This window comes from Pseudescherichia sp. AS216, from assembly GCF_037152055.1.
GTDB lineage: Bacteria > Pseudomonadota > Gammaproteobacteria > Enterobacterales > Enterobacteriaceae > Pseudescherichia.
Window position 1 is genome coordinate 354,962 of record NZ_JBBCMV010000005.1, and the last position, 24,239, is coordinate 379,200.

At 57.4% G+C, this 24,239-nt stretch carries 24 protein-coding genes; 7 read left to right on the top strand and 17 right to left on the bottom strand.

The window, feature by feature from the left end:
* Nucleotides 1-5 precede the first annotated feature (5 nt).
* A complete protein-coding gene (locus tag WFN61_RS16670) occupies nucleotides 6-1,424 on the top strand; it encodes a glutamate synthase small subunit (RefSeq protein WP_144817456.1) in 1,419 nt (472 codons plus the stop codon).
* A 99-nt stretch (nucleotides 1,425-1,523) separates the two neighbouring features.
* Here the strand turns inward: WFN61_RS16670 and nanK are convergent, their stop codons facing one another.
* From nanK to zapE, 10 genes are all read right to left on the bottom strand, one after another.
* Nucleotides 1,524-2,393, bottom strand: coding sequence for an N-acetylmannosamine kinase (gene nanK / locus WFN61_RS16675; protein ID WP_337038959.1), 870 nt, complete (start codon nucleotides 2,391-2,393; stop codon nucleotides 1,524-1,526).
* Nucleotides 2,390-3,079, bottom strand: a complete 690-nt coding sequence (locus WFN61_RS16680) for an N-acetylmannosamine-6-phosphate 2-epimerase (RefSeq protein WP_257758899.1) — start codon at nucleotides 3,077-3,079, stop codon at nucleotides 2,390-2,392. The genes nanK and WFN61_RS16680 overlap by 4 nt, the downstream gene beginning before the upstream one ends.
* A 4-nt stretch (nucleotides 3,080-3,083) precedes the next feature.
* Nucleotides 3,084-4,574, bottom strand: a complete 1,491-nt coding sequence (locus WFN61_RS16685) for an MFS transporter (protein ID WP_257758897.1) — start codon at nucleotides 4,572-4,574, stop codon at nucleotides 3,084-3,086.
* A gap of 63 nt (nucleotides 4,575-4,637) precedes the next feature.
* Nucleotides 4,638-5,531 carry an N-acetylneuraminate lyase gene (gene nanA, locus WFN61_RS16690; protein ID WP_337038960.1) on the bottom strand — a complete coding sequence of 298 codons (894 nt, stop codon included), beginning with the start codon at nucleotides 5,529-5,531 and terminating at the stop codon, nucleotides 4,638-4,640.
* A gap of 122 nt (nucleotides 5,532-5,653) precedes the next feature.
* Complete coding sequence (gene nanR, locus WFN61_RS16695; protein WP_337038961.1) at nucleotides 5,654-6,436, bottom strand: transcriptional regulator NanR; 783 nt, start codon at nucleotides 6,434-6,436, stop codon at nucleotides 5,654-5,656.
* A 103-nt stretch (nucleotides 6,437-6,539) separates the two neighbouring features.
* A complete protein-coding gene (sspB, locus tag WFN61_RS16700) occupies nucleotides 6,540-7,040 on the bottom strand; it encodes a ClpXP protease specificity-enhancing factor (RefSeq protein ID WP_337038962.1) in 501 nt (166 codons plus the stop codon).
* Nucleotides 7,041-7,045: 5 nt separating this feature from the next.
* Nucleotides 7,046-7,684: a stringent starvation protein SspA gene (gene sspA, locus WFN61_RS16705; protein ID WP_144817449.1), complete on the bottom strand. Its 639-nt coding sequence runs from the start codon at nucleotides 7,682-7,684 to the stop codon at nucleotides 7,046-7,048.
* Nucleotides 7,685-7,996: 312 nt separating this feature from the next.
* Nucleotides 7,997-8,389: a 30S ribosomal protein S9 gene (rpsI, locus tag WFN61_RS16710; protein WP_003025138.1), complete on the bottom strand. Its 393-nt coding sequence runs from the start codon at nucleotides 8,387-8,389 to the stop codon at nucleotides 7,997-7,999.
* Between the two features lie 14 nt (nucleotides 8,390-8,403).
* Nucleotides 8,404-8,832, bottom strand: a complete 429-nt coding sequence (rplM, locus tag WFN61_RS16715; protein ID WP_024551131.1) for a 50S ribosomal protein L13 — start codon at nucleotides 8,830-8,832, stop codon at nucleotides 8,404-8,406.
* A gap of 226 nt (nucleotides 8,833-9,058) precedes the next feature.
* On the bottom strand, nucleotides 9,059-10,186 hold the full coding sequence (gene zapE, locus WFN61_RS16720) for a cell division protein ZapE (RefSeq protein WP_257758894.1): 1,128 nt from the start codon (nucleotides 10,184-10,186) through the stop codon (nucleotides 9,059-9,061).
* 193 nt (nucleotides 10,187-10,379) lie between these two features.
* On the opposite strand from zapE, the gene zapG reads away from it, so the two are divergent.
* From zapG to degS, 3 genes are all read left to right on the top strand, one after another.
* A complete protein-coding gene (gene zapG, locus WFN61_RS16725) occupies nucleotides 10,380-10,778 on the top strand; it encodes a Z-ring associated protein ZapG (protein ID WP_042390038.1) in 399 nt (132 codons plus the stop codon).
* Between the two features lie 169 nt (nucleotides 10,779-10,947).
* Nucleotides 10,948-12,318: a serine endoprotease DegQ gene (degQ, locus tag WFN61_RS16730; protein ID WP_337038963.1), complete on the top strand. Its 1,371-nt coding sequence runs from the start codon at nucleotides 10,948-10,950 to the stop codon at nucleotides 12,316-12,318.
* A gap of 88 nt (nucleotides 12,319-12,406) precedes the next feature.
* Nucleotides 12,407-13,474, top strand: coding sequence for an outer membrane-stress sensor serine endopeptidase DegS (gene degS, locus WFN61_RS16735; protein WP_144817446.1), 1,068 nt, complete (start codon nucleotides 12,407-12,409; stop codon nucleotides 13,472-13,474).
* A gap of 110 nt (nucleotides 13,475-13,584) precedes the next feature.
* On the opposite strand, the gene mdh is transcribed toward degS, so the two are convergent.
* Entirely contained in the window at nucleotides 13,585-14,523 is a 939-nt protein-coding gene (gene mdh, locus WFN61_RS16740) for a malate dehydrogenase (RefSeq protein WP_144817445.1), read from the bottom strand.
* Nucleotides 14,524-14,946: 423 nt separating this feature from the next.
* On the opposite strand from mdh, the gene argR reads away from it, so the two are divergent.
* Both argR and yhcN read left to right on the top strand, forming a co-directional pair.
* The gene (argR, locus tag WFN61_RS16745) at nucleotides 14,947-15,417 is read left to right on the top strand and encodes a transcriptional regulator ArgR (RefSeq protein ID WP_042390030.1); all 471 of its coding nucleotides are present in this window, start codon (nucleotides 14,947-14,949) and stop codon (nucleotides 15,415-15,417) included.
* A gap of 378 nt (nucleotides 15,418-15,795) precedes the next feature.
* Nucleotides 15,796-16,059: a peroxide/acid stress response protein YhcN gene (gene yhcN, locus WFN61_RS16750; protein WP_337038964.1), complete on the top strand. Its 264-nt coding sequence runs from the start codon at nucleotides 15,796-15,798 to the stop codon at nucleotides 16,057-16,059.
* Nucleotides 16,060-16,142: 83 nt separating this feature from the next.
* On the opposite strand, the gene WFN61_RS16755 is transcribed toward yhcN, so the two are convergent.
* From WFN61_RS16755 to aaeX, 5 genes are all read right to left on the bottom strand, one after another.
* Nucleotides 16,143-16,421, bottom strand: coding sequence for a barstar family protein (locus tag WFN61_RS16755; protein WP_144817443.1), 279 nt, complete (start codon nucleotides 16,419-16,421; stop codon nucleotides 16,143-16,145).
* A gap of 45 nt (nucleotides 16,422-16,466) precedes the next feature.
* A complete protein-coding gene (locus WFN61_RS16760; protein WP_337038965.1) occupies nucleotides 16,467-17,921 on the bottom strand; it encodes an NAD-dependent succinate-semialdehyde dehydrogenase in 1,455 nt (484 codons plus the stop codon).
* 597 nt (nucleotides 17,922-18,518) lie between these two features.
* A complete protein-coding gene (gene aaeB, locus WFN61_RS16765; protein WP_337038966.1) occupies nucleotides 18,519-20,486 on the bottom strand; it encodes a p-hydroxybenzoic acid efflux pump subunit AaeB in 1,968 nt (655 codons plus the stop codon).
* 5 nt (nucleotides 20,487-20,491) lie between these two features.
* Nucleotides 20,492-21,424, bottom strand: coding sequence for a p-hydroxybenzoic acid efflux pump subunit AaeA (aaeA, locus tag WFN61_RS16770; RefSeq protein ID WP_144817440.1), 933 nt, complete (start codon nucleotides 21,422-21,424; stop codon nucleotides 20,492-20,494).
* Nucleotides 21,425-21,431: 7 nt separating this feature from the next.
* Nucleotides 21,432-21,635 carry a p-hydroxybenzoic acid efflux pump operon protein AaeX gene (gene aaeX, locus WFN61_RS16775; protein WP_042390018.1) on the bottom strand — a complete coding sequence of 68 codons (204 nt, stop codon included), beginning with the start codon at nucleotides 21,633-21,635 and terminating at the stop codon, nucleotides 21,432-21,434.
* Between the two features lie 180 nt (nucleotides 21,636-21,815).
* On the opposite strand from aaeX, the gene aaeR reads away from it, so the two are divergent.
* On the top strand, nucleotides 21,816-22,745 hold the full coding sequence (gene aaeR, locus WFN61_RS16780; protein WP_313572788.1) for an HTH-type transcriptional activator AaeR: 930 nt from the start codon (nucleotides 21,816-21,818) through the stop codon (nucleotides 22,743-22,745).
* 45 nt (nucleotides 22,746-22,790) lie between these two features.
* On the opposite strand, the gene tldD is transcribed toward aaeR, so the two are convergent.
* Entirely contained in the window at nucleotides 22,791-24,236 is a 1,446-nt protein-coding gene (tldD, locus tag WFN61_RS16785) for a metalloprotease TldD (RefSeq protein WP_144817438.1), read from the bottom strand.
* Nucleotides 24,237-24,239 lie beyond the last annotated feature (3 nt).

Consider the following 24,239-nt stretch of genomic DNA (forward strand, 5'->3'; position numbering starts at 1 on the left):
TAGCAATGAGCCAGAACGTATACCAGTTTATCGACTTACAGCGCGTGGATCCGCCCAAGAAAGCGCTGAAGATCCGTAAGATCGAATTTGTTGAAATTTATGAGCCGTTTTCAGAAGGCCAGGCCAAGGCGCAGGCAGACCGCTGCCTCTCCTGCGGCAATCCGTACTGCGAATGGAAATGTCCGGTGCATAACTACATCCCGAACTGGCTGAAGCTGGCCAACGAGGGGCGTATTTTTGAAGCCGCCGAGCTGTCGCACCAGACCAACACCCTCCCGGAAGTGTGCGGCCGGGTCTGTCCGCAGGACCGCCTTTGCGAAGGCTCCTGTACCCTGAACGACGAGTTCGGCGCGGTGACCATCGGCAACATCGAGCGCTATATCAACGATAAAGCGTTCGAGATGGGCTGGCGTCCGGATCTGACCGGCGTGAAGCAGACTGACAAACGCGTCGCCATCATCGGCGCAGGCCCGGCAGGTCTGGCATGTGCCGACGTGCTGACCCGCAACGGCGTGAAGGCGGTGGTCTTCGATCGCCATCCGGAGATCGGCGGCCTGCTGACCTTTGGTATTCCGGCCTTTAAGCTGGAAAAAGAGGTGATGACCCGCCGCCGGGAGATTTTCACCGGCATGGGCATTGAGTTCAAACTCAACGTTGAAGTGGGCCGTGATGTACAGCTTGACGATCTGCTGAAGGATTATGATGCGGTGTTCCTTGGCGTAGGCACCTATCAGTCCATGCGCGGCGGTCTGGAAAACGAAGAGGCCTCTGGCGTATTTGATGCCCTGCCGTTCCTGATCGCTAACACCAAGCAGATCATGGGCTTCGGTGAGACCGCTGATGAACCTTTCGTCAGCATGGAAGGCAAGCGCGTCGTGGTGCTGGGCGGGGGTGATACCGCGATGGACTGCGTGCGTACCTCGATCCGTCAGGGCGCAACCCACGTGATCTGTGCCTATCGCCGTGACGAAGAGAACATGCCAGGCTCCCGCCGCGAAGTGAAAAATGCGCGTGAAGAGGGTGTGGAGTTCCAGTTCAACGTCCAGCCGCTGGGTATTGAAGTGAATGCTAACGGCAAGGTGAGCGGCGTGAAGATGGTGCGTACCGAGATGGGCGCGCCGGATGCACACGGTCGCCGCCGGGCTGAGATCGTCGCAGGCTCTGAGCACGTGGTTCCGGCTGATGCGGTGGTGATGGCGTTTGGTTTCCGTCCGCACAGCATGTCCTGGCTGGCACAGCACAGCGTTGAGCTGGACGCCCAGGGCCGGATCATCGCCCCGGAAGGCAACGAAAACGCCTTCCAGACCAGCAACCCGAAAATCTTCGCCGGGGGTGACATCGTGCGCGGTTCGGACCTGGTGGTGACGGCGATTGCCGAAGGGCGCAAAGCCGCCGACGGCATTATGAATTACCTCGAAGTGTAAACAACGAGCCGGATGGGTAAACGCCCTCCGGCTTTTTTTATGCGGCTAGCCATACGGCAGGTAAGCCTGAATCAACCCGCGACTGCACCTCTCTCACTATTATAACCACTCTTCTTGTGCTAACAGCGCCGCGCCCAATAGCCCCGCATCATGACGGTAGTGTGCTGCCCGCAAAGAGACCTGATACACCGAAGGCTCCTGCGCCAGGAAGTCTGCAACCTGCGGTAGATAGCCCTCTGCCAGCCCAACGCTGCCCCCAACTACCACTGTCTGACAGTCGGTAATGGCCTTCACGTCCGCAATAAGACGCGCCAGCGTGCGGGCAGAATTTGCTACTAGCTCACGCGCCTGGGACACGCCCTGTGCCGCAAGCATAAATATCGCTTTGGCATCCAGCCCGGCTAGCTCATCCTTTGCCAGCGCGGCAATGCCGCGCCCCGACGCAATGGCCTCAACGCAGCCTCGCCGCCCGCAGCCGCAATGGGGGCCAGCAGGATCGGCCAGCGTATGACCCAGGTGCCCGGCCAGCCCACTGTTGCCCATAAGTAGTTGTCCGTTGAGCACCGCGCCGCCCCCTACGCCGGTGGAGACCGTCAGAAACACCATATCGTCCTCGCCAGGCAAGGCACAAAACTCAGCCCAGGCCGCAGCCTGAGCATCATTCATTGCCATTACGGGTAAGTCCGTTATCGCAGAGAGAAACCCGACCAGCGGAAACTGCGCCAGCCCGCCAAGGTTAGAGGGGTTGATGGATGTCAGGACACCCCCGTGGATGATCCCCGTCGAGGCCACCGCCACCCGATCGGCCTGCGCCCTGAAAGGTGCGACCAGCGAATGCAACGCCTGCTGGAGTGCCTGCGGCGTCTGGCTGGCGGGCGTAGCGCACTCCCTGCGTGCCGTAATGGTTTGGCCCTCCACCAGGGCCGCAGCCAGCTTCGTGCCGCCGATATCAATGGCCAGCGTCGTCATTTCACCGCCTCACGCATGGCGTCATTAAACCACTGGCAGATATGTTCAAGGCGGGTGATTGCTGAGCCGACAGTGACGGCCCATGCCCCGTGTTGCATCGCCTGCGCCGCCAGCGCCGGTGAGTTGTACCGGCCTTCAGCAATCACGCGGCACCCCGCATCGCTTAACGCACGCACCAGCGCCAGGTCGGGAGCGATGGGCGTGTCTGGCGTCAGGTAACCTGAAAGCGTAGAGCCTATCAGCTCTGCTCCGAGCCGCTGACAATAGCCTCCATCCTCAAGGGAAGCGCAGTCCGCCATAGCCAGCCGTTGGTGATGATGGATCCGCGCCACAATGGCTTCCCGCGTTATCGGCCGGACGCGATCGGTGCCATCAAAGGCAATAATGTCGGCTCCCGCCGCCACCAGCGCATCCACATCTTCAAGGAAGGGGGTGATGCGCACCGGCGAATCAGGCAGATCGCGCTTAATAATGCCAATCACCGGAACCGAGAGCAGCGGACGCGCGGCCCGCAGGTTCGCGATCCCTTCTATGCGTACCGCCACGGCGTCAGCCTGCTCTGCCGCCTGCGCCATCGCCGCGACAATTTCTGGCCTGTCCATCGGACTTGCTGGCACCGGCTGGCAGGAGACAATCAATCCGCCCTGTGCCGCTCTCTTTTGGCTAAGCATTTCAATCAATGACATCACGTTATCCTTTGTGTTTGATCAGCCGACTTTTGCTGACGCTGAAAGGCATTGCGCCGCTCAGCGGTTTGCCGTCAATGGCGTCATGCGTTCGCAAGGCTTCCGGCCTCAGCCAGCGCTGTACGCGGGAGGGCATATCCAGACCGATAAGCAGGATCACGACAAACGTCAGGCCAAAGGAGAGCGAACCCAGTGCCGTACCGAGCTCCATATTCTGTGCCAGCAAGGCCCCGATCACCGGCGCAATCGCCCCACCCAATGCCCCCACGTTGTAGGTAAAGCCCAGCCCGGCAGCACGCTGGTCAGTATCAAAATAGCCGCCGATCAGTTTGGGTAATATTCCTGAGATCCCCTGCCCCAGCATCTGCTGGAAAAAGAGTAGCAAGGCCAACACCCAGAGATTTGTGCCGCCGATCGCAAAGACAGGGATAATCAGCAGTTGCGAGGCCAGCAGGCTGTAGACATAAGCTTTACGCGTACCGAGCCAGTCGCCGAGGAAGCCACCCGTGCAGCAGCCTATGGCCGCACCGAATCCGCTGAAGAACAGTACCTGCGCCACCGTTGACGGATCATACCCCAGGTCGGTTTTAAGCCAGGTAGGCAGCAATGCCTGAATGGGCCATGAGTAGAGGAAGGCAAACAGCACGACAACCATCAGCGTGACGCCGGTGGGCCAGCGTTTGCCGCTGCTTTGCACCATAAAGCTGACAAATACAGCGGCACACAGCAGCCCCAGGATCACGATCAGCCCTGCGTTGTTCAGTTCACCGGCAAAGCAGAACCACAGTGCCGTTCCGGCAAACAGGGTCATCACAATATTGATGACGCGGTATTTCCCGCGATAAAGAGTATCGACCATGGTTCGCACCGGCGCTTTGCCTTCATGTTTCGCTTTCCAGTCTTCCGCTTCAGGTATGTTTTTGCGCAGCCACAGCGCAAACACGATAGGCAAGATGCCGAGAAAGAACAGCGCGCGCCAGCCCCACAGGGGCACGACGAGGCTATATACTTGCGCGGCCAACACGGCACCGACGGAGAAGCCAGAGATAAGAAAACCGCTCGCCTTATTGCGCAGGTGTTTTGGCCAGCTTTCAATCACGTAGGTCGCACTGGAGCCGTACTCGCCCGCCATTCCCATGCCAATAACCATCCTGGCAATAAACAGCGTGATGTAGCCCGGCGCAAAACCGCAGGCCAGCGTGCCAAAGGAGAAAAGCACGATGCTGGTGATCATCGCCAGCTTACGCCCGTAGCGATCGCCCATCGCCCCCAGCAGCAGACCGCCGAACCAACGCGAAATAAAGGCTGCCGAAATCAGGCTTGCCGCCTCCACGGTCGTCAGGCCAAACTCACTTTTTACTTCTGTTAGAACTAATGCAATTAACACAAAATCGAAGCCATCAAGCAGATATCCCAGCCAGGCGGCAGAGAAGGCGCGCCACTGAGGGCGACTAAGATGGCGATACCACGGGATGCTTTGGGTAGAAGTACTCATTTCACTCTCCCGACGATTTCTCTGTCGTTTTGCCGGATAAGCAAAGCGCCATCCGGCAGTGCGTTAGCGTTTTTCCGCCATCAGTTGCTCTGCCAGAGCTTTTAACGCTGGCGTAAATTTTTCGTCTACCGGCGCAAACGGTTTGCGGCACAGCGGCACGGAGACCACGTCCATATAATGCAGTACCGTCTTCAGGCCACGAAAGACGCCTACCTTTATCAACAGGTCAATGACCTTGTTGCATTCGCTTTGCAGGCGTTGCGCGGTGGCGTTATCCCCTTCGCGCACCGCTTTCGCAATCGCCTGATAGCGCCAGGCCATAATGTTGTAGGTACTGCCGATCCCACCGTCTGCGCCTGCGAGAAGGCCAGAGGCAAAGATCTCGTCGTAACCGTTGTAGAGCACCAGATCCGGATGCGCGCGACGGATCTGCTCCATCTGGAAGAGATCGCCAGAGGTTTGCTTTAGGGCAGCAACGCCCGGCAGGGTGACCAGCGTAGCGATCTGATCAAGCGTCAATTTAACGCCGCTCAGCGCCGGGATGTTGTACACCACCATCGGCAAACCATCGGCAGAATCAATAATTGCACGGTAATGATCGCAATGTTCTTCAAAGCTGAAGGGGTAGTAAAACGGTGTGATCGCGGACACGGCGTCGAAGCCAACGCGAGCGGCAGCGGTGGCAAGCCGTTGGCTTTCCGCTGTACTGACGCAGCCCACGTGGGCGATTAACGTTATTTTTCCCTTCGCCTCTTCCGCCACGATCTCCATTACCTGCTCGCGTTCGGCAAGGCTTTGTACAAAGGCCTCCCCCGTCGAACCGCCGACATAAAGACCATCAATGCCTTGCTGAATATTGAACTGAACCAGACGACGCAGGCTCTCTTGATCCAGCATCTGCTGGCTGTTAAACGGCGTCAGAAGTGCGGCCATTACGCCACGTAATTGCATTGCCATAGCTACCTCAATTGATAATGGGTCTGTTTTAAAGATATACCTTTATACCTGTTATACCAGAACGATGACGCGGCGATCCTATCCAGAACGCTTATATTGCGATCTGCTTCACTAAAGGGAGGTTATTTTTTAGCTTTGGCGCGTTGGCCGAAAGCATGCCATGTAGCAGAAACGCTGTTGAGGTGAGTTTGCAACGCCCGATCGGCTTCATCGGGATCGCGAAGGCGGATCGCATCCACGATCGCAATGTGCTGTCGATAGCTAACGTCGTTGTGCTGATATAGCTCTGAATCTGCCACTTTAGGCCGCGCGGCAATCAGCCAGTCGAGCAATGCGACGTGGATCGCCATAAAGATCGGGTTACCGGGGATCTCTGCCAGCACACGGTGAAAATCAACATCGGATCGGATGAACAGCGTGTTGTCATCAAGCGACTGACTGTTAATCTCCAGCGCTTTTGTTAGCCGTTCGATCTGTTCATCGCTGGCATACTCTGCGGCGTAGCGCACGAGACTGGACTCAAAGAACAACCGCAGCTGCTCAAAATGGGCGATACCGCCGGGCTGGGTCAGAAAATCTTTCGCCATGCCGGAGAGTTCGCTAATGATGGTATCGGCAGACGGCATGGAGACACGCGCGCGCTCGCCGTTGTTAATCTGTACCAGCCCCTTACGCTTCAGCGCCGCCAGCGCTTCACGTACAGAGGGACGGCCAACGTTGAAAAACTCCATTAACTCGCGCTCGGAAGGCAGCTGCTCCCCCTGGGCAAACTCTTTCCGACGGATCATTTGCTCCAGCTCCTCTTCCACCATATCAGAGAGCTTTTTGCGCGCAAGCGGACGGCGTCGCAGCGTGCGGCCAGGCATTTCCGTTGAGTTTTCAGCTTTAAGATCAATTGGTTTCATAGCAGTCCGGTGCCGGAAAGGGAGAACAATTCATCATAACACAGGAAGTCAGAGGTGGCGAAAAGGGGCAGAAAGCAAAACAGGCCCCGAGGGGCCTGTGGGATTACTTCACGACGCGCAGCGCCGGACGGCCACCGCGCGGCGGTGGATCGTTATCGGGCTCGTTGTCATCGTCAACGTGATCGGGCTTGTCGCCGTCGATCACCGACATCACGGTTTCGCTTTCAGCCGTTACCGTTTCGTCATCGTCGTTGACGGTAACCGCTTCGCCATCGTAGGCCGCTTCCGGCTCGAACATGGTACCTGCGCCGTTTTCACGGGCGTAGATAGCCAGCACGGCAGCCAGCGGCACGTAAACCTGGCGCGGCACGCCGCCGAAGCGCGCGTTGAAACGCACTTCGTCGTTCGCCAGCTCAAGGTTCCCTACCGCACGCGGGGCGATGTTGAGAACGATCTGTCCGTCTCGGGCGTACTCCATCGGCACACGTACGCCAGGCAACGTCACGTCTACCACCAGGTGCGGCGTGAGCTGGTTATCCAGCAGCCATTCATAGAATGCGCGCAGCAGATATGGACGGCGTGGAGTGAGCTGTGACAAATCCATGCGTATTAACCCCGGCCGAGGCGCATTTCGCGTTCGGCTTCTGTCAGAGAAGCGAGGAAGGAGTCGCGTTCGAAAACGCGGGTCATGTAGCCTTTCAGCTCTTTCGAACCGGTACCGCTCAGCTCAATGCCCAGCTGCGGTAAACGCCACAGCAGCGGTGCCAGGTAGCAGTCTACCAGACTGAACTCATCGCTCAGGAAGTAAGGTTTCTGGGTAAAGACCGGGGCGATACTCAGCAGCTCTTCACGCAGCTGCTTACGGGCGGCATCTGCCTGAGCACCGGCGCTGTTGACGATAACGTTCATCAGCGTGTACCAGTCTTTCTCAATGCGTTGCATGTAAAGACGGCTCTCACCACGCGCAACCGGATAGACCGGCATCAGCGGCGGGTGCGGGAAGCGCTCGTCCAGGTACTCCATAATGATGCGAGACTCCCACAGGGTCAGCTCGCGATCCACCAGCGTCGGTACGCTTTGATTGGGGTTGAGGTCAATCAGATCCTGAGGCGGATTATCCTTTTCCACGTGTTCGATTTCGAAACTCACACCTTTTTCGGCCAGCACGATGCGGACTTGGTGGCTATAGATGTCAGTAGGACCAGAAAACAGCGTCATTACCGAACGTTTGTTGGCAGCGACAGCCATGAAAACCTCCAGGTATATTCAGAATATTACTGCTGCGAGCCACAAAGTGACTAGCCAGATGTAAGGTCACCCATCCACCCGGAGAGACGCATTTGTGCAAAACGCAGCAAAAAATGAGCAATCCCCGGCATTTGGGCAGAAAATTGGATGATAGTTTACCAGATTTTGCGGGCTTTGTGGTGAGGCGATTCCGGAAATGCTGCAAATCAGGAAAAAATCGATGCTTGCTGTGGATATCTTATCTTTTGTCCATAAAAAAACCCGGCATAAACCGGGTTTTTGCGCCATTCGTTCTGCGTAAGCAGAAACAAATTAACGTTTGGAGAACTGAGGACGACGACGTGCTTTACGCAGACCGACTTTCTTACGTTCAACCTGACGAGCGTCACGAGTAACGAAGCCTGCTTTACGCAGTTCGCCACGCAGGGACTCGTCGTACTCCATCAGAGCGCGGGTGATACCGTGACGGATCGCACCAGCCTGACCAGAGATACCACCACCTTTAACAGTGATGTACAGATCCAGTTTCTCAACCATGTCGACCAGTTCCAGCGGCTGACGAACTACCATGCGGGCAGTTTCACGACCGAAGTACTGTTCCAGAGAACGTTGGTTGATAACGATTTTACCGCTGCCCGGTTTGATGAAAACGCGAGCTGCAGAACTTTTGCGGCGACCAGTGCCGTAGTATTGATTTTCAGCCATTGCCATAATCCCGATTAGATGTCCAGAACTTGCGGTTGCTGTGCCGCGTGGTTGTGCTCGTTACCCGCGTAAACTTTCAGTTTACGGTACATAGCACGACCCAGCGGGCCTTTTGGCAGCATGCCTTTAACCGCGATTTCAATCACACGCTCAGGACGGCGGGCAATCATCTCTTCAAAGGTCGCTTGTTTGATACCACCGATGTGGCCAGTGTGGTGATAGTACACTTTGTCAGTACGCTTGTTACCGGTTACGGCAACTTTGTCAGCGTTCAGAACGATGATGTAATCACCGGTATCTACGTGCGGAGTGTATTCCGCTTTGTGCTTACCGCGCAGGCGACGAGCCAGTTCGGTAGCCAGACGGCCCAGAGTTTTACCGGTCGCGTCAACAACATACCAGTCGCGTTTTACGGTTTCTGGTTTAGCTGTAAAAGTTTTCATTAAAAGCTTACCCAAGTAATAAGTTACACGTTGGTGAACACCCAAACGTTTAGTCAGTTGAGGCTCACACGACAAAGTCCGGCAAACCTACCCCTTCGAATAGCAAATGCCAGCACATAGAAAGTTTTGGGAAAAAAACCTTCTCGTAACGTGGGGTCGCAAGATTATAGAGAAGTCGGGGTCAAAGATCGACCCCTTTTTATACTTCGTGACGAGGTTTTCGCCTTTATCCGGCCAGGTGCTCGCGGGCTAAATAGTCCTCGCTCTGCATCTCCTGTAAACGCGACAGGCAGCGCTGGAACTCAAACTTCAGCCGCTCGCCCCGGTAGATCTCATGCAGCGCCGCGTCGGCGCTGATCACCAGCTTAACGTGGCGCTCGTAAAACTCATCCACCAACGCGATAAAGCGCCGGGCTTCACTCTCCATCAGCGGGGTCATCACCGGGACGTCAAACAGCAGCACGGTATGGAACATCTGCGAGAGCGCAATGTAGTCGTGCTGGCTGCGGGCATCGACGCACAGGGTAGTAAAAGAGACCGCGAGCGTCTGGTTCTCGACCCCCAGCGTCGGCAGCGGACGGTGGTTGATCTCAAGCGTCGGATGATTCTCCCGCTTCGCCCCGGCCAGCGCCTGCCACAGCGTCTCCATCTGCTGCGCCGTCTCGGCATTCAGCGGTGATAGCCAGAGGTGCGCCTGAGTCAGCGTGCGCAGGCGGTAATCAATCCCGGCGTCAACGTTCATGATGTCGCAGTGCTGCTTGATCGCCTCGATAGCTGGCAGGAAGCGCGCGCGCTGCAGGCCGTTGCGATAGAGATTCTCCGGCGGAATATTTGACGTGGCGACCAGCGTAATACCACGGGCAAACAGCGCCTGCATCAGGCCGCCCAGCAGCATGGCATCGGTGATATCCGAAACAAAAAACTCGTCAAAGCAGAGTACATCGGTCTCGGCCTTAAAGCGGTCGGCAACGATCTCCAGCGGATCGCTCTGCCCCTGCAGCTGGGTTAGCTCTTCGTGCACCCGCAGCATAAAGCGGTGAAAGTGCAGCCGCTGTTTACGCGTGCCCGGCAGGCTATGGTAGAAGAGATCCATCAGCCAGGTTTTCCCCCGCCCAACGCCGCCCCACATATACAGGCCCCGCACCGGCGCTGCGTTGTGCGTCTCGCGCTTGCCCAGCAGTTTACCAAACGCCGCCCGCAGTCCGCCGCCGGCAGCGGGCGTCTCGGTACGGTTCGTGAGCTGCTGATAGAGGGTCTCCAGCCGATTGACGGCCTCGCGCTGGACGTCGTCAGGCTGATGGCTGCCCTCTTTTAGGGCCAGTTGATATCGCGATGTGGGGGTAAGGCTCTGCATGATGCTATTGTTATTCCTTGATAATTGATTTGCCGCAGGTCCTGGCTGGTGAAAAAAAGGCCGTTCTACACTACGCCATGCTGTGCCAGGATTCCACTTATACGGATTTAGCGGTTATAGTGGCATAATGAGGCACAGGCAAGGAGCCTCGCCGCCTACACCCTACGGACTTACAACACAACGGGAGATGTTCATGACCTGGGAATATGCGCTAATTGGATTAGTCGTCGGCATCATTATTGGTGCTGTGGGCATGCGCTTTGGAAACCGCAAACTGCGCCAGCAGCAGGCCTTACAGTATGAGTTAGAGAAGAACAAAGCCGAGCTGGAAGAGTATCGTGAAGAGCTTACCGGCCACTTTGCCCGCAGCGCAGAGCTGCTCGATAACATGGCCCACGACTACCGTCAGCTTTATCAGCACATGGCAAAAAGCTCCAGCCAGCTGCTGCCAGAGATGTCTGCAGAGGACAATCCGTTCCGCAACCGCCTTGCCGAGTCCGAAGCCGGTAACGACCAGGCTCCGGTTCAGATGCCGCGTGACTACTCCGACAGCGCGTCGGGCCTGCTGCGCGGTGCAGCGAAGCGCGACTGATCCTGACCTACTTTTTTTTCGGGCGTACTGGCTACGCCCGCCTCTTCTTTCGCCATCCCAGCTATTATTTAATCATTATCCGCATTGTTACCCGGTTGAAAATTCAATAACATCGATCCGTTTTGGGACATTTTTTTCCTTACACTTCAGGTCACGAGAGCTTGCATCAATGAAGAAAAGAAACCCGCTGTTGAGTGCATTAGCGTTAAGTGTCGGATTATCTCTCTCGGCACCGTTCCCGGCGGCGGCCTCGCTGCCCGCACAGATCCCCGGCCAGCCGGCGCTTCCCAGCCTCGCGCCGATGCTGGAGAAGGTACTGCCTGCGGTGGTGAGCGTGCAGGTAGAAGGCACGGCGGTCGCTCCCGAGCAAAAAATACCTGAAGAGCTGAAAAAATATTTCGGTGAGGAACTGCCTGATGGCCAGGCCCAGCCGTTTGAAGGGCTAGGCTCCGGCGTGATCATCGACGCCGCCAAAGGCTATGTGCTGACCAATAACCACGTGATTAACCAGGCGCAGAAGATTAACGTCCAACTTAACGATGGTCGTGAGTTTGAAGCCAAGCTGATTGGCGGCGATGACCAGAGCGATATCGCCCTGTTACAGCTGCAGAACGCCACCGGGCTGACACAGATTGCCGTTGCCGACTCCGATAAGCTGCGGGTCGGTGATTTTGCCGTCGCGGTTGGTAACCCGTTTGGCCTCGGCCAGACCGCTACCTCAGGGATTATCTCGGCCCTCGGACGGAGCGGGCTCAACCTTGAGGGGCTAGAGAACTTTATTCAGACCGATGCCTCTATTAACCGCGGCAACTCCGGCGGCGCGCTGCTCAACCTCAACGGCGAGCTAATCGGTATCAACACCGCGATTCTGGCCCCAACCGGGGGCAGCATCGGCATCGGCTTTGCTATCCCCAGCAACATGGCGCAAACCCTCGCCCAGCAGCTGATCCAGTCCGGTGAAATCCAGCGCGGCCTGTTAGGTATTAAAGGCATGGAGATGAGCGCTGATATCGCCAAGGCGTTTAACCTCAACGTGCAGCGCGGGGCCTTCGTAAGCGAAGTGCTGCCTGGCTCAGGTTCAGCCAAAGCCGGGATCAAATCGGGCGACGTGATCGTCAGCCTGAACGGCAAGCCGCTGAACAGCTTTGCCGAGCTGCGCTCGCGCATTGCCACCACAGCGCCTGGCACCAAGGTCAAGCTTGGCCTGCTGCGCGATGGCAAAGGCCAGGACGTGGAAGTGACCCTGGACAAAAGCACCGCCTCCTCCGCCAGCGCGGAGACCCTCTCTCCGGCATTACAGGGCGCAAGCCTGGCCGATGGGCAGCTGAAGGATAGTACCAAAGGCATCAAAGTTGAGGAGGTGGCCAAAGAGAGTCCCGCCGCCCAGGCTGGCCTGCATAAAGACGACGTGATAATCGGCGTCAACCGCGAGCGGGTGCAGTCCATCGCCGAGATGCGTAAGGTGCTGGAGACGAAGCCTAATATCATTGCGCTACACGTCGTGCGCGGTAACGATACGCTCTATTTACTCCTGCGCTAGCCCCAGACTGCCGGACATCACCGACGCTGTGTGATGTCCGGATAAGTCGTGCTATGCTGCCCGCACCCTCTTTAACGACGTCCGCATCATGTTAGTGAAGCTATTTCGATCTGTCGCTATTGGCCTCATTGTAGGTAGCCTGCTGCTGGCTGCCCTGCCCTCGCTACGTCAGCTGAGCGCCTCCGCTACCCCGCAGTTTGACAGCACCGATGAAACGCCGGTGAGCTATAACCAGGCGGTGCGCCGGGCTGCGCCTGCGGTGGTCAACGTCTATAACCGCAGCGCAGCCAGCTCGTCCAACAATCAGCTGGAGATCCGCACCCTGGGTTCCGGGGTGATTATGGATCAGCGCGGGTATATTATTACCAACAAGCATGTGATTAACGATGCGGATCAGATCATCGTCGCGCTGCAGGACGGTCGCGTATTTGAGGCGCTGCTGGTCGGCTCCGATACGCTAACGGACTTAGCGGTGCTGAAGGTCAACGCCACCGGCGGCCTGCCGGTGATCCCTATCAACCGTCAGCGCACCCCGCACATCGGCGACGTCGTTATGGCTATCGGTAACCCCTATAACCTCGGCCAGACCATCACCCAGGGGATCATCAGCGCCACCGGCCGCATCGGTCTGAACCCGTCGGGACGGCAGAACTTCTTGCAGACCGATGCCTCCATTAACCACGGCAACTCCGGCGGCGCGCTGGTTAACTCCCTCGGCGAGCTGATGGGCATTAATACCCTCTCGTTTGATAAGAGCAACGATGGCGAAACGCCGGAAGGGATCGGCTTCGCTATCCCGTTCCAGCTGGCCACCAAGATTATGGATAAGCTGATCCGCGACGGGCGGGTGATCCGTGGCTATATCGGTATCGGCGGCAGAGAGATCGCGCCTCTGCATACTCAGGGCGGTGGGATCGATCAGATCCAGGGGATCGTGGTTAACGAGGTGGCCCCGGACGGTCCGGCGGCACGCGCAGGTATTCAGGTTAACGACGTGATTGTCTCGGTGAACGGCAAGCCAGCCATTTCGGCACTGGAGACGATGGACCAGGTGGCGGAGATCCGTCCGGGTTCGGAGATCCCGGTCGAGGTGATGCGTGAGGATAAAAAGCTGCTGCTACACGTGACGATTCAGGAGTACCCGGCTACAAACTAGCCCAGTTTTGTAGTTCCGTAGGCCCGGTAAGCATAGCGCCACCGGGCATTGCGGTAATGCCGGGTGGCGGCTTACAGCCTTACCCGGCCTACGAGAGCTACGGTTCTGAATTACTTATTCACAAACTCTTCGCCGAGCTGGATATCTTTTTTCAGCGTCTCCAGCATTCCTTCCATTGCCTGCTGCTCGAAAGCGCTCAGGGTGCCGATAGACTGGCGCTCCGCGACGCCGTTTTTACCCAGCAGCAGCGGCTGAGAGAAGAAGCGTGCGTGCTCGCCATCGCCCTCAACGTAGGCGCACTCAACGACGCCCTGTTCGCCCTGCAGGGCGCGTACCAGCGAGAGCCCAAAGCGCGCCGCCGCCTGGCCCATAGAGAGGGTTGCAGAACCGCCACCGGCTTTCGCTTCGACCACTTCCGTACCCGCGTTCTGAATACGTTTGGTCAGATCGGTCACTTCCTGCTCGGAGAAGCTAACGCCAGGGATCTGCGACAGCAGCGGCAGAATAGTGACGCCAGAGTGACCGCCGATAACCGGCACTTCAACATCACCAGGCTGCTTGCCTTTCAGCTCGGCCACAAAGGTGTTGGAGCGGATGATGTCCAGCGTGGTCACGCCAAACAGTTTGTTCTTGTCGTAAACGCCTGCTTTTTTCAGCACTTCAGCGGCGATAGCGACGGTGGTGTTCACCGGATTAGTAATAATGCCGATGCACGCCTGCGGACAGGTCTTCGCAACCTGACTCACCAGGTTTTTAACGATGCCAGCGTTGACGTTAAAGAGATCGGAGCGATCCATTCCTGGCTTACGTGCGACGCCCGCAGAGATCAGTACCACGTCTGCACCTTTCAGCGCTGGGGTAGCATCTTCGCCAGCGAAGCCCTCAATTTTAACAGCAGTAGGGATATGACTCAGGTCAACCGCCACGCCAGGGGTGACAGGTGCGATGTCGTACAGAGAGAGTTCTGAGCCTGAAGGCAGTTGGGTCTTGAGAAGTAGGGCTAGCGCCTGGCCAATACCGCCTGCCGCGCCGAGGACTGCAACTTTCATCCTAAACTCCTTATTATGATTAGCGAAATATACCGTTACTCCGTTGCTAAGGACATGACAACATGGGGTAAATGATAGCGATCATTCTGCAGAAAAAACGCGCCTCAGCTCGCTTTTAGCATCATCCACTTTCTGTTGCCCTCTCCGGCAGCATGAAAATTTCCTTCATAAAGCCAGGCATATCCCCGCAGGCGGTACAATACACCCTGTAAAGCTAGCAAAACAACAGCACTTTAATAACATTTATTTTACTTTTAATCTTATTTGTGACCCGTGACACAGGCATGTTTCTCGATAAGTTATTTTGATAAAATCCGCGGCTTTCATAACATTATTTCAGCCTTAATAGTGGCAGACTATTTGCATAAAAATTCATTTTTATGCATAATAATGTTGTTTCAATCGCCATTCTACGGGTGACTTATGCGAAGCTCGGCAAAACAAGAAGAATTAGTTAAGGCGTTCAAAGCGCTGCTTAAAGAAGAAAAGTTCAGCTCCCAGGGCGAAATCGTCCTGGCACTGCAGGAGCAAGGGTTTGATAACATTAATCAATCCAAAGTCTCCCGAATGCTGACGAAGTTCGGTGCGGTGCGTACGCGCAACGCCAAAATGGAGATGGTCTACTGCCTGCCCGCAGAGCTTGGCGTGCCGACTACCTCAAGTCCACTGAAGAACCTGGTGCTGGACATCGACTATAACGATGCGGTGGTGGTTATCCACACCAGCCCGGGGGCCGCCCAGCTGATTGCGCGCCTGCTGGACTCATTAGGGAAATCAGAAGGCATTCTCGGCACCATCGCGGGGGACGATACCATCTTTACCACCCCTGCCAGCGGTTTTACCGTAAAGGATCTCTACGAAGCGATCCTGGTGCTGTTTGAACAAGAGCTATGATCCTCTCTCCCCTCGCGCCTTAGCGAGGGGAATCTTTTTCGGTTAGCCCGTTTATCACCATAATCCACTGCCTGCGCCTTTAACAGAATGTGCGATTCTCTGTCATCTCTGTGTCATCCAGTGGATCCCACCTGCGCGATCGCACAAAATGCTAAAAAAGCGTATCCATATGATTTTCTTAGAGATACCAATCAATTACCCCTCTTAAAACCGCATTTTTATTCTTTTACGTTATAAGAAGTTAAATTTATGTGACGTAATAACCCATGAAACCATTAGCATGGTATTAATTTTTGCGGTGATTAGTGTATACTTGATTTTGTGATGAGGGTCACGAAACAAGACCCCAGTAAATAAGAATCCGACGAGGTAAACACCATGAAAATCAAAACAACTGTAGCCGCTCTGGGCATCCTGTCTGCACTCTCTTTCGGTGCTTTGGCTGCCGACTCCATTAACGCTGATCAGGCGCAGGGCCGCCAGGCAATCGGTACGGTTTCCGTAGGCGCAGTAAGCTCCTCACCGATGGATATTCGTGATGCGCTGAATCAAAAAGCCGAAGCACAGGGCGCATCCTCTTACCGTATTATCGAAGCGCGTACCGGTGACCACTGGCACGCCACTGCAGAACTCTACAAATAAACCCTCGTCGTAGTGTTCTACGACCTTGCCCCCGCCTGTCGGGGGCTTTTTTATACCTGCTTTTTTATAACTGAAGTGTGCCTTCAGGCGCGCACGTTGAACCGCAGCATGCCGCCCAGCTCCTCTTCGGCTTCGTCAAAGAGCAGGATTAACGCGCCAAAGCGACGACGTTGTTTTTCATGCAGGTGGACAAACTCGATCTCAAGCGGCATCGGCAGAACGTTATCCTCACTGGTTACTACCTCCCACAGCGAGTCCAGATTATTCACCTTTGTCCGATCGATAGTAAAAGTGCGGCAAAATTCGCGATAAAAAGCGTCTTGATCGTCAATTTCGTCAAAATCAAACGTGTAAATAGTCATTATTAGCCATCCTGCGCGAATGGGCGGCCTGCGCCGCCCCAGCGTTTATAATCCTCCGAGATGAAGAGTCTTAACCTCCTGGTACTCTTCCAGTCCCAGCACCGATCCTTCCCGGCCTAAGCCAGACTCTTTCACTCCGCCAAATGGTCCCAGTTCGGTAGATACCGCGCACTCGTTAACCCCAATCATCCCGGCTTCCAGCGCCTGCGATACGCGGAAGACGCGCTGTAGATTCTGAGTATAGAAGTAGGCTGCAAGGCCAAACGGCGTATCGTTAGCGCGATGGATCACCTCATCTTCGGTGGTAAAGCGGAAGCAGGCAGCCACCGGGCCGAAAGTCTCCTCCGCAGCCAGCTTCATGCTGTCGCTACAGTTGGTGAGCACCGTTGGCTGCCAGAAGTTTCCTCCCAGCGCGTGGGCTTTGCCGCCCGCCAGCGCCGTTGCGCCTTTGGCGATCGCATCCTCTACATGTTCGCGTACCTTGTCCACCGCCGCCGACTCGATGAGCGGCCCCACAACCACGCCCTCCTCCATACCGTTACCCACTTTCAGGGCGTTAACCCGCTCGGCGAGCTTGTTCACGAAGGCGTCATAAACGGCTTCGTGGATATAGAAACGGTTGACGCTGACGCACACCTGCCCGGCGTTACGGAATTTATTGGCAATCGCCCCCTCAACGGCGGCATCGATGTCTGCATCGTCAAAGACGATATAGGGCGCGTTGCCCCCCAGCTCCATCGACACTTTTTTCATGGTTTCAGCGGCGTTACGCACCAGCGTTTTACCCACGGCAGTAGAACCGGTGAAGGAGATTTTACGCACCTGCGGGCTGGCCATGATCGCATCGCTGATCTCAGCGGTGGTGCCCGCCACGGCATTGAGTACCCCATCCGGGACGCCCGCTTTTTTCGCCAGCTGCACAAGGGCAAAGGCGCTGAGGGGCGTATTGTTGGCGGGCTTGATGACGCCGGTACAGCCAGCCGCCAGCGCCGGACCCAGCTTGCGGGTCAGCATTGCCATCGGGAAGTTCCACGGCGTGATGGCTGCAACAACGCCAATCGGCTCGCGGGTGGCAAGAATACGCGAGCCGGGTTTAATCGGTGGAATAATCTCGCCGTTGGCGCGCTTCGCCTCTTCGGCGAACCACTGAATAAAGCTGGCGGCGTACTCGACTTCGCCCTCCGCCTCTTTCAGCGGCTTACCCTGCTCGCTGGTCATCAGCTGTCCCAGCCAGGTTTTGTTCTCAATAATCAGCGCATACCAGCGGTAGAGAATAGCGGAGCGCTCTTTCGCGGTTTTCGCCCGCCAGGCAGGAAACGCGCGCGTGGCGGCAGCAATCGCCTCCTCGGTCTCTTTTTTGCCTGCTTTAGCGACCTTCGCAATCACCTCGCCCGTTGCCGGGTTGGTCACGTCGAAGGTGTTCTCCAGCGTTTTCCATACGCCGTCTACAAAATAGCCTGTTTGAAAAAGCGCATTGTCCTGAAGTGCCTGTGTCGCCATGCGTCCTCCCGATCCCCGTGAATGAATGACTCCGCTAAGTATAGCTACAAAAAAACCGACGCCTCTGGCGTCGCTAAGCTCTGGGGAAATGGAAGTATGTGGCCCCAGTGAATCTGTTCCGTTCACCTCATGCCGGGAACTACATATGGCGTACGTCATTCGTGAACGGGATAAGGGGGCCACCGCGGCCCCCTTATCGATCCCCGCGGCCCCGCGGGGACTCAACACCTCGCTGTGAGACCGTACTCCACAGCAACAAAGAAATCGCTGTAGGCTCGGAATTAAAGCGAGGTGTTGGGTCCGGCTGAAAATCGCCGAGGCATTCACTTCCGGCCGGGGCAGCCCGCATGGATGCGGGCTGAGGGCGTGCCTTACAGGGAAGTTACCTCACGCCCGACCCGAAAGCCGGAAGGGATAAGTCGAGGGAACCGCAAAGCGGCGATTTTCCCTGCCGGGAGCCCGGGTCGCCAGGGTGGTGGCGGCGAGCCACCCTGGCACGTTCACGTGTGCGGAATTTACAGATGAGTAAAATGTATGAAGTGAACGGAAATTACCGCAAACTCACATACCCGTCCTACCCTTTTGGCAAAACGCCAATTAGCGAGTAGTCAGCGCAGACTGGTATTTGTGGAGCACATCTACCAGTCGTTTCACCGGATGGGTGACCTGCTCCGGTGCGTCCCAGTCGCGAAGTTTTTCCTGGTAGACCTCCAGCTCCTCCAGCAGCTGGCTGAAGTAGCGGCGGCGCGTCGTGTCGCTGCGGGCGGCAATAACGCTGTCTGCCGTACGCCGTAGCTGACGGTGGAAAGCAGAGAGTTCGACATTCACCGGGATCGGCGCATCGCGAAGACGCTGGTGGGCAATAATCATGGTCAACGCCAGACGGAATTTGCCCACGTCCCCCGGGAACTTGTTCAGCAGTAAAAAGAGCTGCTGATAGAGCGCGGGCAGGTGGTTTTCTCTACGCCGTGCCGTGTTAGTGGTCAGCGCCGAGACCGCCGCCGAAACAAACTGGTTCAGCAGCACGCGGCCGGTGCGCGCCCGGGAGTTATCCCGCACCAGCAGGATCACCAGCAGAGCCAGCACGCAACCGACAATCTGCCCCAGCGCACTGTCGAGGAAGCGGTTGAACTCAAAGGTCATCGGGTTATCCAGCACGAGGATGTTGATGGTGCTCGCCAGCGCTCCCAGCGATCCCAGACGCCGCTTCTGCACCTCAATGCCGATAAAGAAGGCCAGCACCGCCAGACTGATGCACAGCAACAGCATGCTTTGCTGGGTGGCAGGCATCACCACCAGAAAATAGAAGGCCCCGATGGGCAGCGCCGCCAGCGTGCCGTAGACAAAGTCCATCGCCACCATGCGCGGGTTGGGCAGGCGCATCGCCAGCGAGGTGACCACCGCAATCATGATCATCGCCCCGCTGCCAGAGGTCCAGCCGGTCCAGAGCCAGAACAGGGTCCCTAACATACAGGAGAGCGTGGTGCGCCAGAAGTTAACCATCGCATGGTGCCGCTCTGCCGACTCCGCTTTTACCACCGCCTCGGCGCGCAGCACCTCCTCTTCGGTCGCGCTGATGCGGGTATTGCCAATCACCCCGCGCTTAAGCAGCAGAAAGCGCGTCGCTGCGCCGACCCAGCTATAGATAGTGATGGGCGTATCGTGCTCGCCGGTCCAGGCAAGCACCCGGCGCATCCGCTTGAGCTGCTTATGCACGTCCTGCACCGTCTCTACCGGCGTGGCGAACAGCTCCCGAAACGTATCGGTGACGATCTCTGGACGCGACTGCTGCATCAGCCAGGTCTCACACGCCTGGGTAATCAGAGTCAGCGACAGGGTATTGATCACCTTCAGACGGCGGTTGGCCCGCGTCCAGCGCGACGACTCCATATTGAGGTTGGTACGCATCCCGTCCAGGGCATTGGTACGCCGCACCAGCGCCCCCCAGGCCTTATCCATCTCATCGCCGTCGCCATTCTGCACGCAGAGCTGCATCAGCTGGTACTGCGCCAATAGCAGGCTGTCCAGCTCACGGTCAATCTCCTGCTTCACCGAGCGCGGCGAGAAGAGCAGATCGGCCACGATAGCGCAAACGATCCCGATGACAATCTCGCTGCAGCGCTCAACGGCAAACTGTGGGGTCAGCAGCGGTTCGGCCTGCACGGTAATGACGATGATCAGCGCGGTGTAGCCCGACAGACCCCACGCGTAGGAGTTTTCAACCCGCACCAGCGAGGAGAGCCAGGTACAGAAGCCCGCCCACAGACAGCAGACCATCAGCATCACCAGCGGGGCGCGGATCATGCCGATGATCATCACCAGCGCAGCAACGCAGCCGATAAAGGTGCCGACGATACGCAGCATGCCCCGGTAGCGGATCGCTCCCGAGTAAGGTTCGCCCCCGGCGGCAAAGGCCGGGCCAGCGGCCACAATCGCTGCCGTCAGCACCGCCCAGCGCGGCGTTTCAAGATTAAAGTGGAAGCCAACAAACAGCGCCAGCACAATGGCGCAGGCCAGCTTGATGGCAAAGCGCACATGCTGGTTGGCGATGGAGAAAATACCCATCGTGCTTAGCCCATCTCACGCAGACGGTGGGCCAGCTTGCGGAAGAAGGAGTCCTGGCTGGCGTCCCGGTCTTTCTCCCCGGTGATCACCACCGTCGCGGTGGTGCCCGCCGGCCACAGGTTGCCCGGCTGGCTGTCGAGGCGGATACGCACCGGCACGCGCTGTGCCAGACGGACCCACTCCAGGTTAGAGTCGATGGTCGCCATCCCTTTGGCATCGCGGCTGCTGCTGGCGTTGGTCACCCCGGCGGCGATGCTGTCCACCGTGCCTTTCAGCACCTGGTTACTGCCAAGCGGCGTAATTTCGGTGCGATAGCCGGGACGCACGCCCTCCAGCTTGGTCTCTTCCATATAGGCCAGCACGTAGAAGGAGTCATGTTTTACCAGCGCCACCGCCGTTGAACCACGGGTGATAAACTCGCCGGTATAGACGTTAAGGTTGGTTACCCAACCGGCGGACGGGGCGCGGATCACCGTGCGCTCCAGGTCCAGCTTCGCCATATCGCGCGTGGCTTCGGCTTTTGCCAGCTGGTGAAGCACGGTTTGCAGGACGTTATTCGCCTGGTCAATCTCTTCCCGGGACATCGCCTGGATGCCGAGCTTATTACGCCGTCCGGCTTCCCGGCGTTTTTCCGTAGCCAGCGCCTGGTAGTAAGCGACATCCGCCTCAGCCTCCTCCAGCGCTTTCTGGTAGCGCGGCTGGTCGATGGTAAACAGCACCTGGTCTTTCTGCACCAGCTGGTTATCATGAACCTTCACATCGGTGATAAGCCCGGCGACGTCAGGGGCAATCGCCACCACGTCGGCGCTAAAGCGGGCGTCGCGCGTCCACGGCGACTCGGTGTAGTAGACCCAGGCACGAAAAATAGCGATGAAAGCCAGTATCACCAGAATCACGGTGATAGCGGTACGAGAGATATTTTTTATAAACGTTTTCACATCAACCTCAGACGAACAGGCGCGACAATAAATAGAACAGGCAGCAGTAGAGAGCTGTATTGAACAGCGCTGGATGCCAGACAAAATCGTAGATCCCGGTCGGGATCAGCACGCGGCGCACCAGCCAAAAGAGGGCCAGCGATAACAGTAGCTCGAAGAATATCGGCGGGAACGACAGGCCGAAGACCACGATAACGGGAAACAGACTCATGTTAACCTTGATTAGAGAGCGTGCAGGCGATGGTTTATTATTCACGTCACCGCAGGAATAAGGGCCGGAGAGGCCGGGCGAGAGTGACGTGTCTGTTACTTAGCTAACAGTATTTTACCGTAACTGTTATGTTGTTATCTATATTGTGTTATCTAAATCACTTTTAAGCCAGAGTGAACAATGGAAAGATTAAAACGTATGTCGGTGTTCGCCAAAGTGGTTGAGCTAGGATCGTTCACCGCCGCTGCCCGACAGCTCCAGATGAGCGTCTCCTCCATCAGCCAGACCGTCGCCAGACTGGAAGATGAGCTGCAGGTTAAGCTGCTCAACCGCAGCACCCGCAGCCTCGCCCTGACCGAAGCGGGCAAGATCTACTACCAGGGCTGCCGTCGGATGCTGCACGAGGCGCAGGACGTGCATGAACAGCTCTATGCCTTTAACAATACCCCTATCGGTACCCTGCGCATCGGCTGCTCGTCTACCATGGCGCAGAACGTGCTGGCCAAAATGACCGCCGAGATGCTGCGCGACTACCCTGGCCTGTCGGTGGATCTGGTCACCGGGATCCCTGCCCCGGATCTGATTGCCGATGGGCTGGACGTGGTGATCCGCGTGGGCGCGCTACAGGATTCGAGTCTCTTCTCCCGGCGTCTGGGGGCCATGCCGATGGTGGTCTGCGCCGCGAAAAGCTATCTGACGCAGTACGGCGTACCTGAAAAGCCAGCCGATCTCGCTAATCACTCCTGGCTTGAGTATAGCGTGCGCCCCGACAATGAGTTTGAGCTGATCGCCCCGGAAGGGCTGTCGACGAAGATCGTTCCCCAGGGACGCTTTGTCACCAACGATCCCATGACCCTGACCCGCTGGCTGACGGTGGGCGCAGGGGTGGCCTACGTCCCGCTGATGTGGGTGATCGACGAGATCAACCGTGGCACGCTGGAGATCCTCTTCCCGCGCTACCAGTCGGATCCGCGTCCGGTGTATGCCCTCTATACCGAGAAGGATAAGCTGCCGCTGAAGGTGCAGGTCTGTATCGATGCGCTGACAAACTACTTTGTGGAGGTGTCGCAGGTGTTTCAAACCATGCGCGGACGCGCAAAAGAGAAGTGAGGGATTTCCTGCCGGCTATCACCGGCAGGAAGAGGCGAGCAGGCCTTACGCCGTGCCGCCGACGGTTAGGTTGTCTACCTTCAGCGTTGGCTGGCCGACGCCCACCGGCAGGCTCTGCCCCTCTTTACCGCAGACGCCGACGCCGCTGTCGAGCTTGAGATCGTTGCCGACCATGGAGATCTGCTGCATGGCTTCGATGCCGGAGCCGATCAGGGTTGCCCCTTTCACCGGCGTCGTCACCTTGCCGTTCTCAATCAGGTAGGCTTCCGAGGTAGAGAAGACAAACTTACCGGAGGTGATATCCACCTGGCCGCCACCAAAGTTCGGGGCAAAGATCCCGTACTCCACCGACTCGATGATCTCCTGCGGAGTCGATTTCCCGGCCAGCATATAGGTGTTTGTCATACGCGGCATCGGCAGATGCGCGTAGGATTCACGACGGCCGTTGCCGGTCGGTGCCACGCCCATCAGGCGCGCGTTGAGCTTGTCCTGCATGTAGCCTTTCAGGATACCGTTTTCGATCAGCACGTTGTACTGACCCGGCGTGCCTTCATCATCGATAGAGATTGAGCCACGGCGGTTCATCATGGTGCCGTCATCAACCACGGTGCACAGCTCGGAGGCCACCAGCTCGCCCATCTGGCCGCTGAACACTGAGGTGCCGCGACGGTTAAAGTCCCCTTCCAGACCGTGACCTACCGCCTCGTGCAGCAGCACGCCCGGCCAACCCGCGCCCAGCACCACCGGCAGGGTACCCGCCGGAGCCGCCACCGCAGAGAGATTCACCAGCGCCATGCGTACCGCCTCTTTGGCCCAGGCGTCCGCCCGCGCTTCGCCGTCGGCGTCGCTAAGGAACCACTCGTAGCCAAAACGACCGCCACCGCCGCTGGAGCCGCGCTCGCGTTTACCGTCATCTTCCACCTGCACGCTGACCGACAGGCGTACCAGCGGGCGAACGTCCGCCGCCAGCGTGCCGTCGGTGGCCGCCACAAGGATCAGCTCATAGACGCCGGTCAGGCTGGCGGTGACTTCCTGCACGCGCTTGTCGGCAGCACGGGCCACGTTGTTAACCCGGCGCAGGATGTCCAGCTTCTCTTCCCGGCTCATGCCCTGAAGCGGATCGACGCTGGTATAAAGGGCGCTATGCTCAACTGCACCGAGGGTCTGCACCCGGCCATCACCGGCGTCGCGGACGATGGTGCGCGCAGCCTGGGCGCTCTGCTCCAGGGCCAGCAAACTGATCTGATCGGCATAGGCAAAGCCGGTCTTCTCGCCGCTGACGGCACGCACGCCTACGCCCTGGTCGATATGGTAGGAGCCATCTTTAATAATGTTATCTTCTAAAACCCAGGATTCGTGATAGCTCGACTGGAAATAGAGGTCGCCGTAGTCGAGACGGCGCTCGGCCAACTGGCCGAGGATGGAAAACAGATCCTGATGGCTCAGGCCGTTTGCCGCGAGTAATTGTTCACTAACCAGGTTCAAACTCATCGT

What these genes read in the sequence shown, in the direction of transcription:
- WFN61_RS16670 (WP_144817456.1), top strand. Translation starts at nt 6, where the DNA reads ATGAGCCAGAACGTATACCAGTTTATCGACTTACAGCGCGTGGATCCG.
- nanK (WP_337038959.1), bottom strand. Translation starts at nt 2,393, where the DNA reads ATGACGACGCTGGCCATTGATATCGGCGGCACGAAGCTGGCTGCGGCC.
- WFN61_RS16680 (WP_257758899.1), bottom strand. Translation starts at nt 3,079, where the DNA reads ATGTCATTGATTGAAATGCTTAGCCAAAAGAGAGCGGCACAGGGCGGA.
- WFN61_RS16685 (WP_257758897.1), bottom strand. Translation starts at nt 4,574, where the DNA reads ATGAGTACTTCTACCCAAAGCATCCCGTGGTATCGCCATCTTAGTCGC.
- nanA (WP_337038960.1), bottom strand. Translation starts at nt 5,531, where the DNA reads ATGGCAATGCAATTACGTGGCGTAATGGCCGCACTTCTGACGCCGTTT.
- nanR (WP_337038961.1), bottom strand. Translation starts at nt 6,436, where the DNA reads ATGAAACCAATTGATCTTAAAGCTGAAAACTCAACGGAAATGCCTGGC.
- sspB (WP_337038962.1), bottom strand. Translation starts at nt 7,040, where the DNA reads ATGGATTTGTCACAGCTCACTCCACGCCGTCCATATCTGCTGCGCGCA.
- sspA (WP_144817449.1), bottom strand. Translation starts at nt 7,684, where the DNA reads ATGGCTGTCGCTGCCAACAAACGTTCGGTAATGACGCTGTTTTCTGGT.
- rpsI (WP_003025138.1), bottom strand. Translation starts at nt 8,389, where the DNA reads ATGGCTGAAAATCAATACTACGGCACTGGTCGCCGCAAAAGTTCTGCA.
- rplM (WP_024551131.1), bottom strand. Translation starts at nt 8,832, where the DNA reads ATGAAAACTTTTACAGCTAAACCAGAAACCGTAAAACGCGACTGGTAT.
- zapE (WP_257758894.1), bottom strand. Translation starts at nt 10,186, where the DNA reads ATGCAGAGCCTTACCCCCACATCGCGATATCAACTGGCCCTAAAAGAG.
- zapG (WP_042390038.1), top strand. Translation starts at nt 10,380, where the DNA reads ATGACCTGGGAATATGCGCTAATTGGATTAGTCGTCGGCATCATTATT.
- degQ (WP_337038963.1), top strand. Translation starts at nt 10,948, where the DNA reads ATGAAGAAAAGAAACCCGCTGTTGAGTGCATTAGCGTTAAGTGTCGGA.
- degS (WP_144817446.1), top strand. Translation starts at nt 12,407, where the DNA reads ATGTTAGTGAAGCTATTTCGATCTGTCGCTATTGGCCTCATTGTAGGT.
- mdh (WP_144817445.1), bottom strand. Translation starts at nt 14,523, where the DNA reads ATGAAAGTTGCAGTCCTCGGCGCGGCAGGCGGTATTGGCCAGGCGCTA.
- argR (WP_042390030.1), top strand. Translation starts at nt 14,947, where the DNA reads ATGCGAAGCTCGGCAAAACAAGAAGAATTAGTTAAGGCGTTCAAAGCG.
- yhcN (WP_337038964.1), top strand. Translation starts at nt 15,796, where the DNA reads ATGAAAATCAAAACAACTGTAGCCGCTCTGGGCATCCTGTCTGCACTC.
- WFN61_RS16755 (WP_144817443.1), bottom strand. Translation starts at nt 16,421, where the DNA reads ATGACTATTTACACGTTTGATTTTGACGAAATTGACGATCAAGACGCT.
- WFN61_RS16760 (WP_337038965.1), bottom strand. Translation starts at nt 17,921, where the DNA reads ATGGCGACACAGGCACTTCAGGACAATGCGCTTTTTCAAACAGGCTAT.
- aaeB (WP_337038966.1), bottom strand. Translation starts at nt 20,486, where the DNA reads ATGGGTATTTTCTCCATCGCCAACCAGCATGTGCGCTTTGCCATCAAG.
- aaeX (WP_042390018.1), bottom strand. Translation starts at nt 21,635, where the DNA reads ATGAGTCTGTTTCCCGTTATCGTGGTCTTCGGCCTGTCGTTCCCGCCG.
- aaeR (WP_313572788.1), top strand. Translation starts at nt 21,816, where the DNA reads ATGGAAAGATTAAAACGTATGTCGGTGTTCGCCAAAGTGGTTGAGCTA.
- tldD (WP_144817438.1), bottom strand. Translation starts at nt 24,236, where the DNA reads ATGAGTTTGAACCTGGTTAGTGAACAATTACTCGCGGCAAACGGCCTG.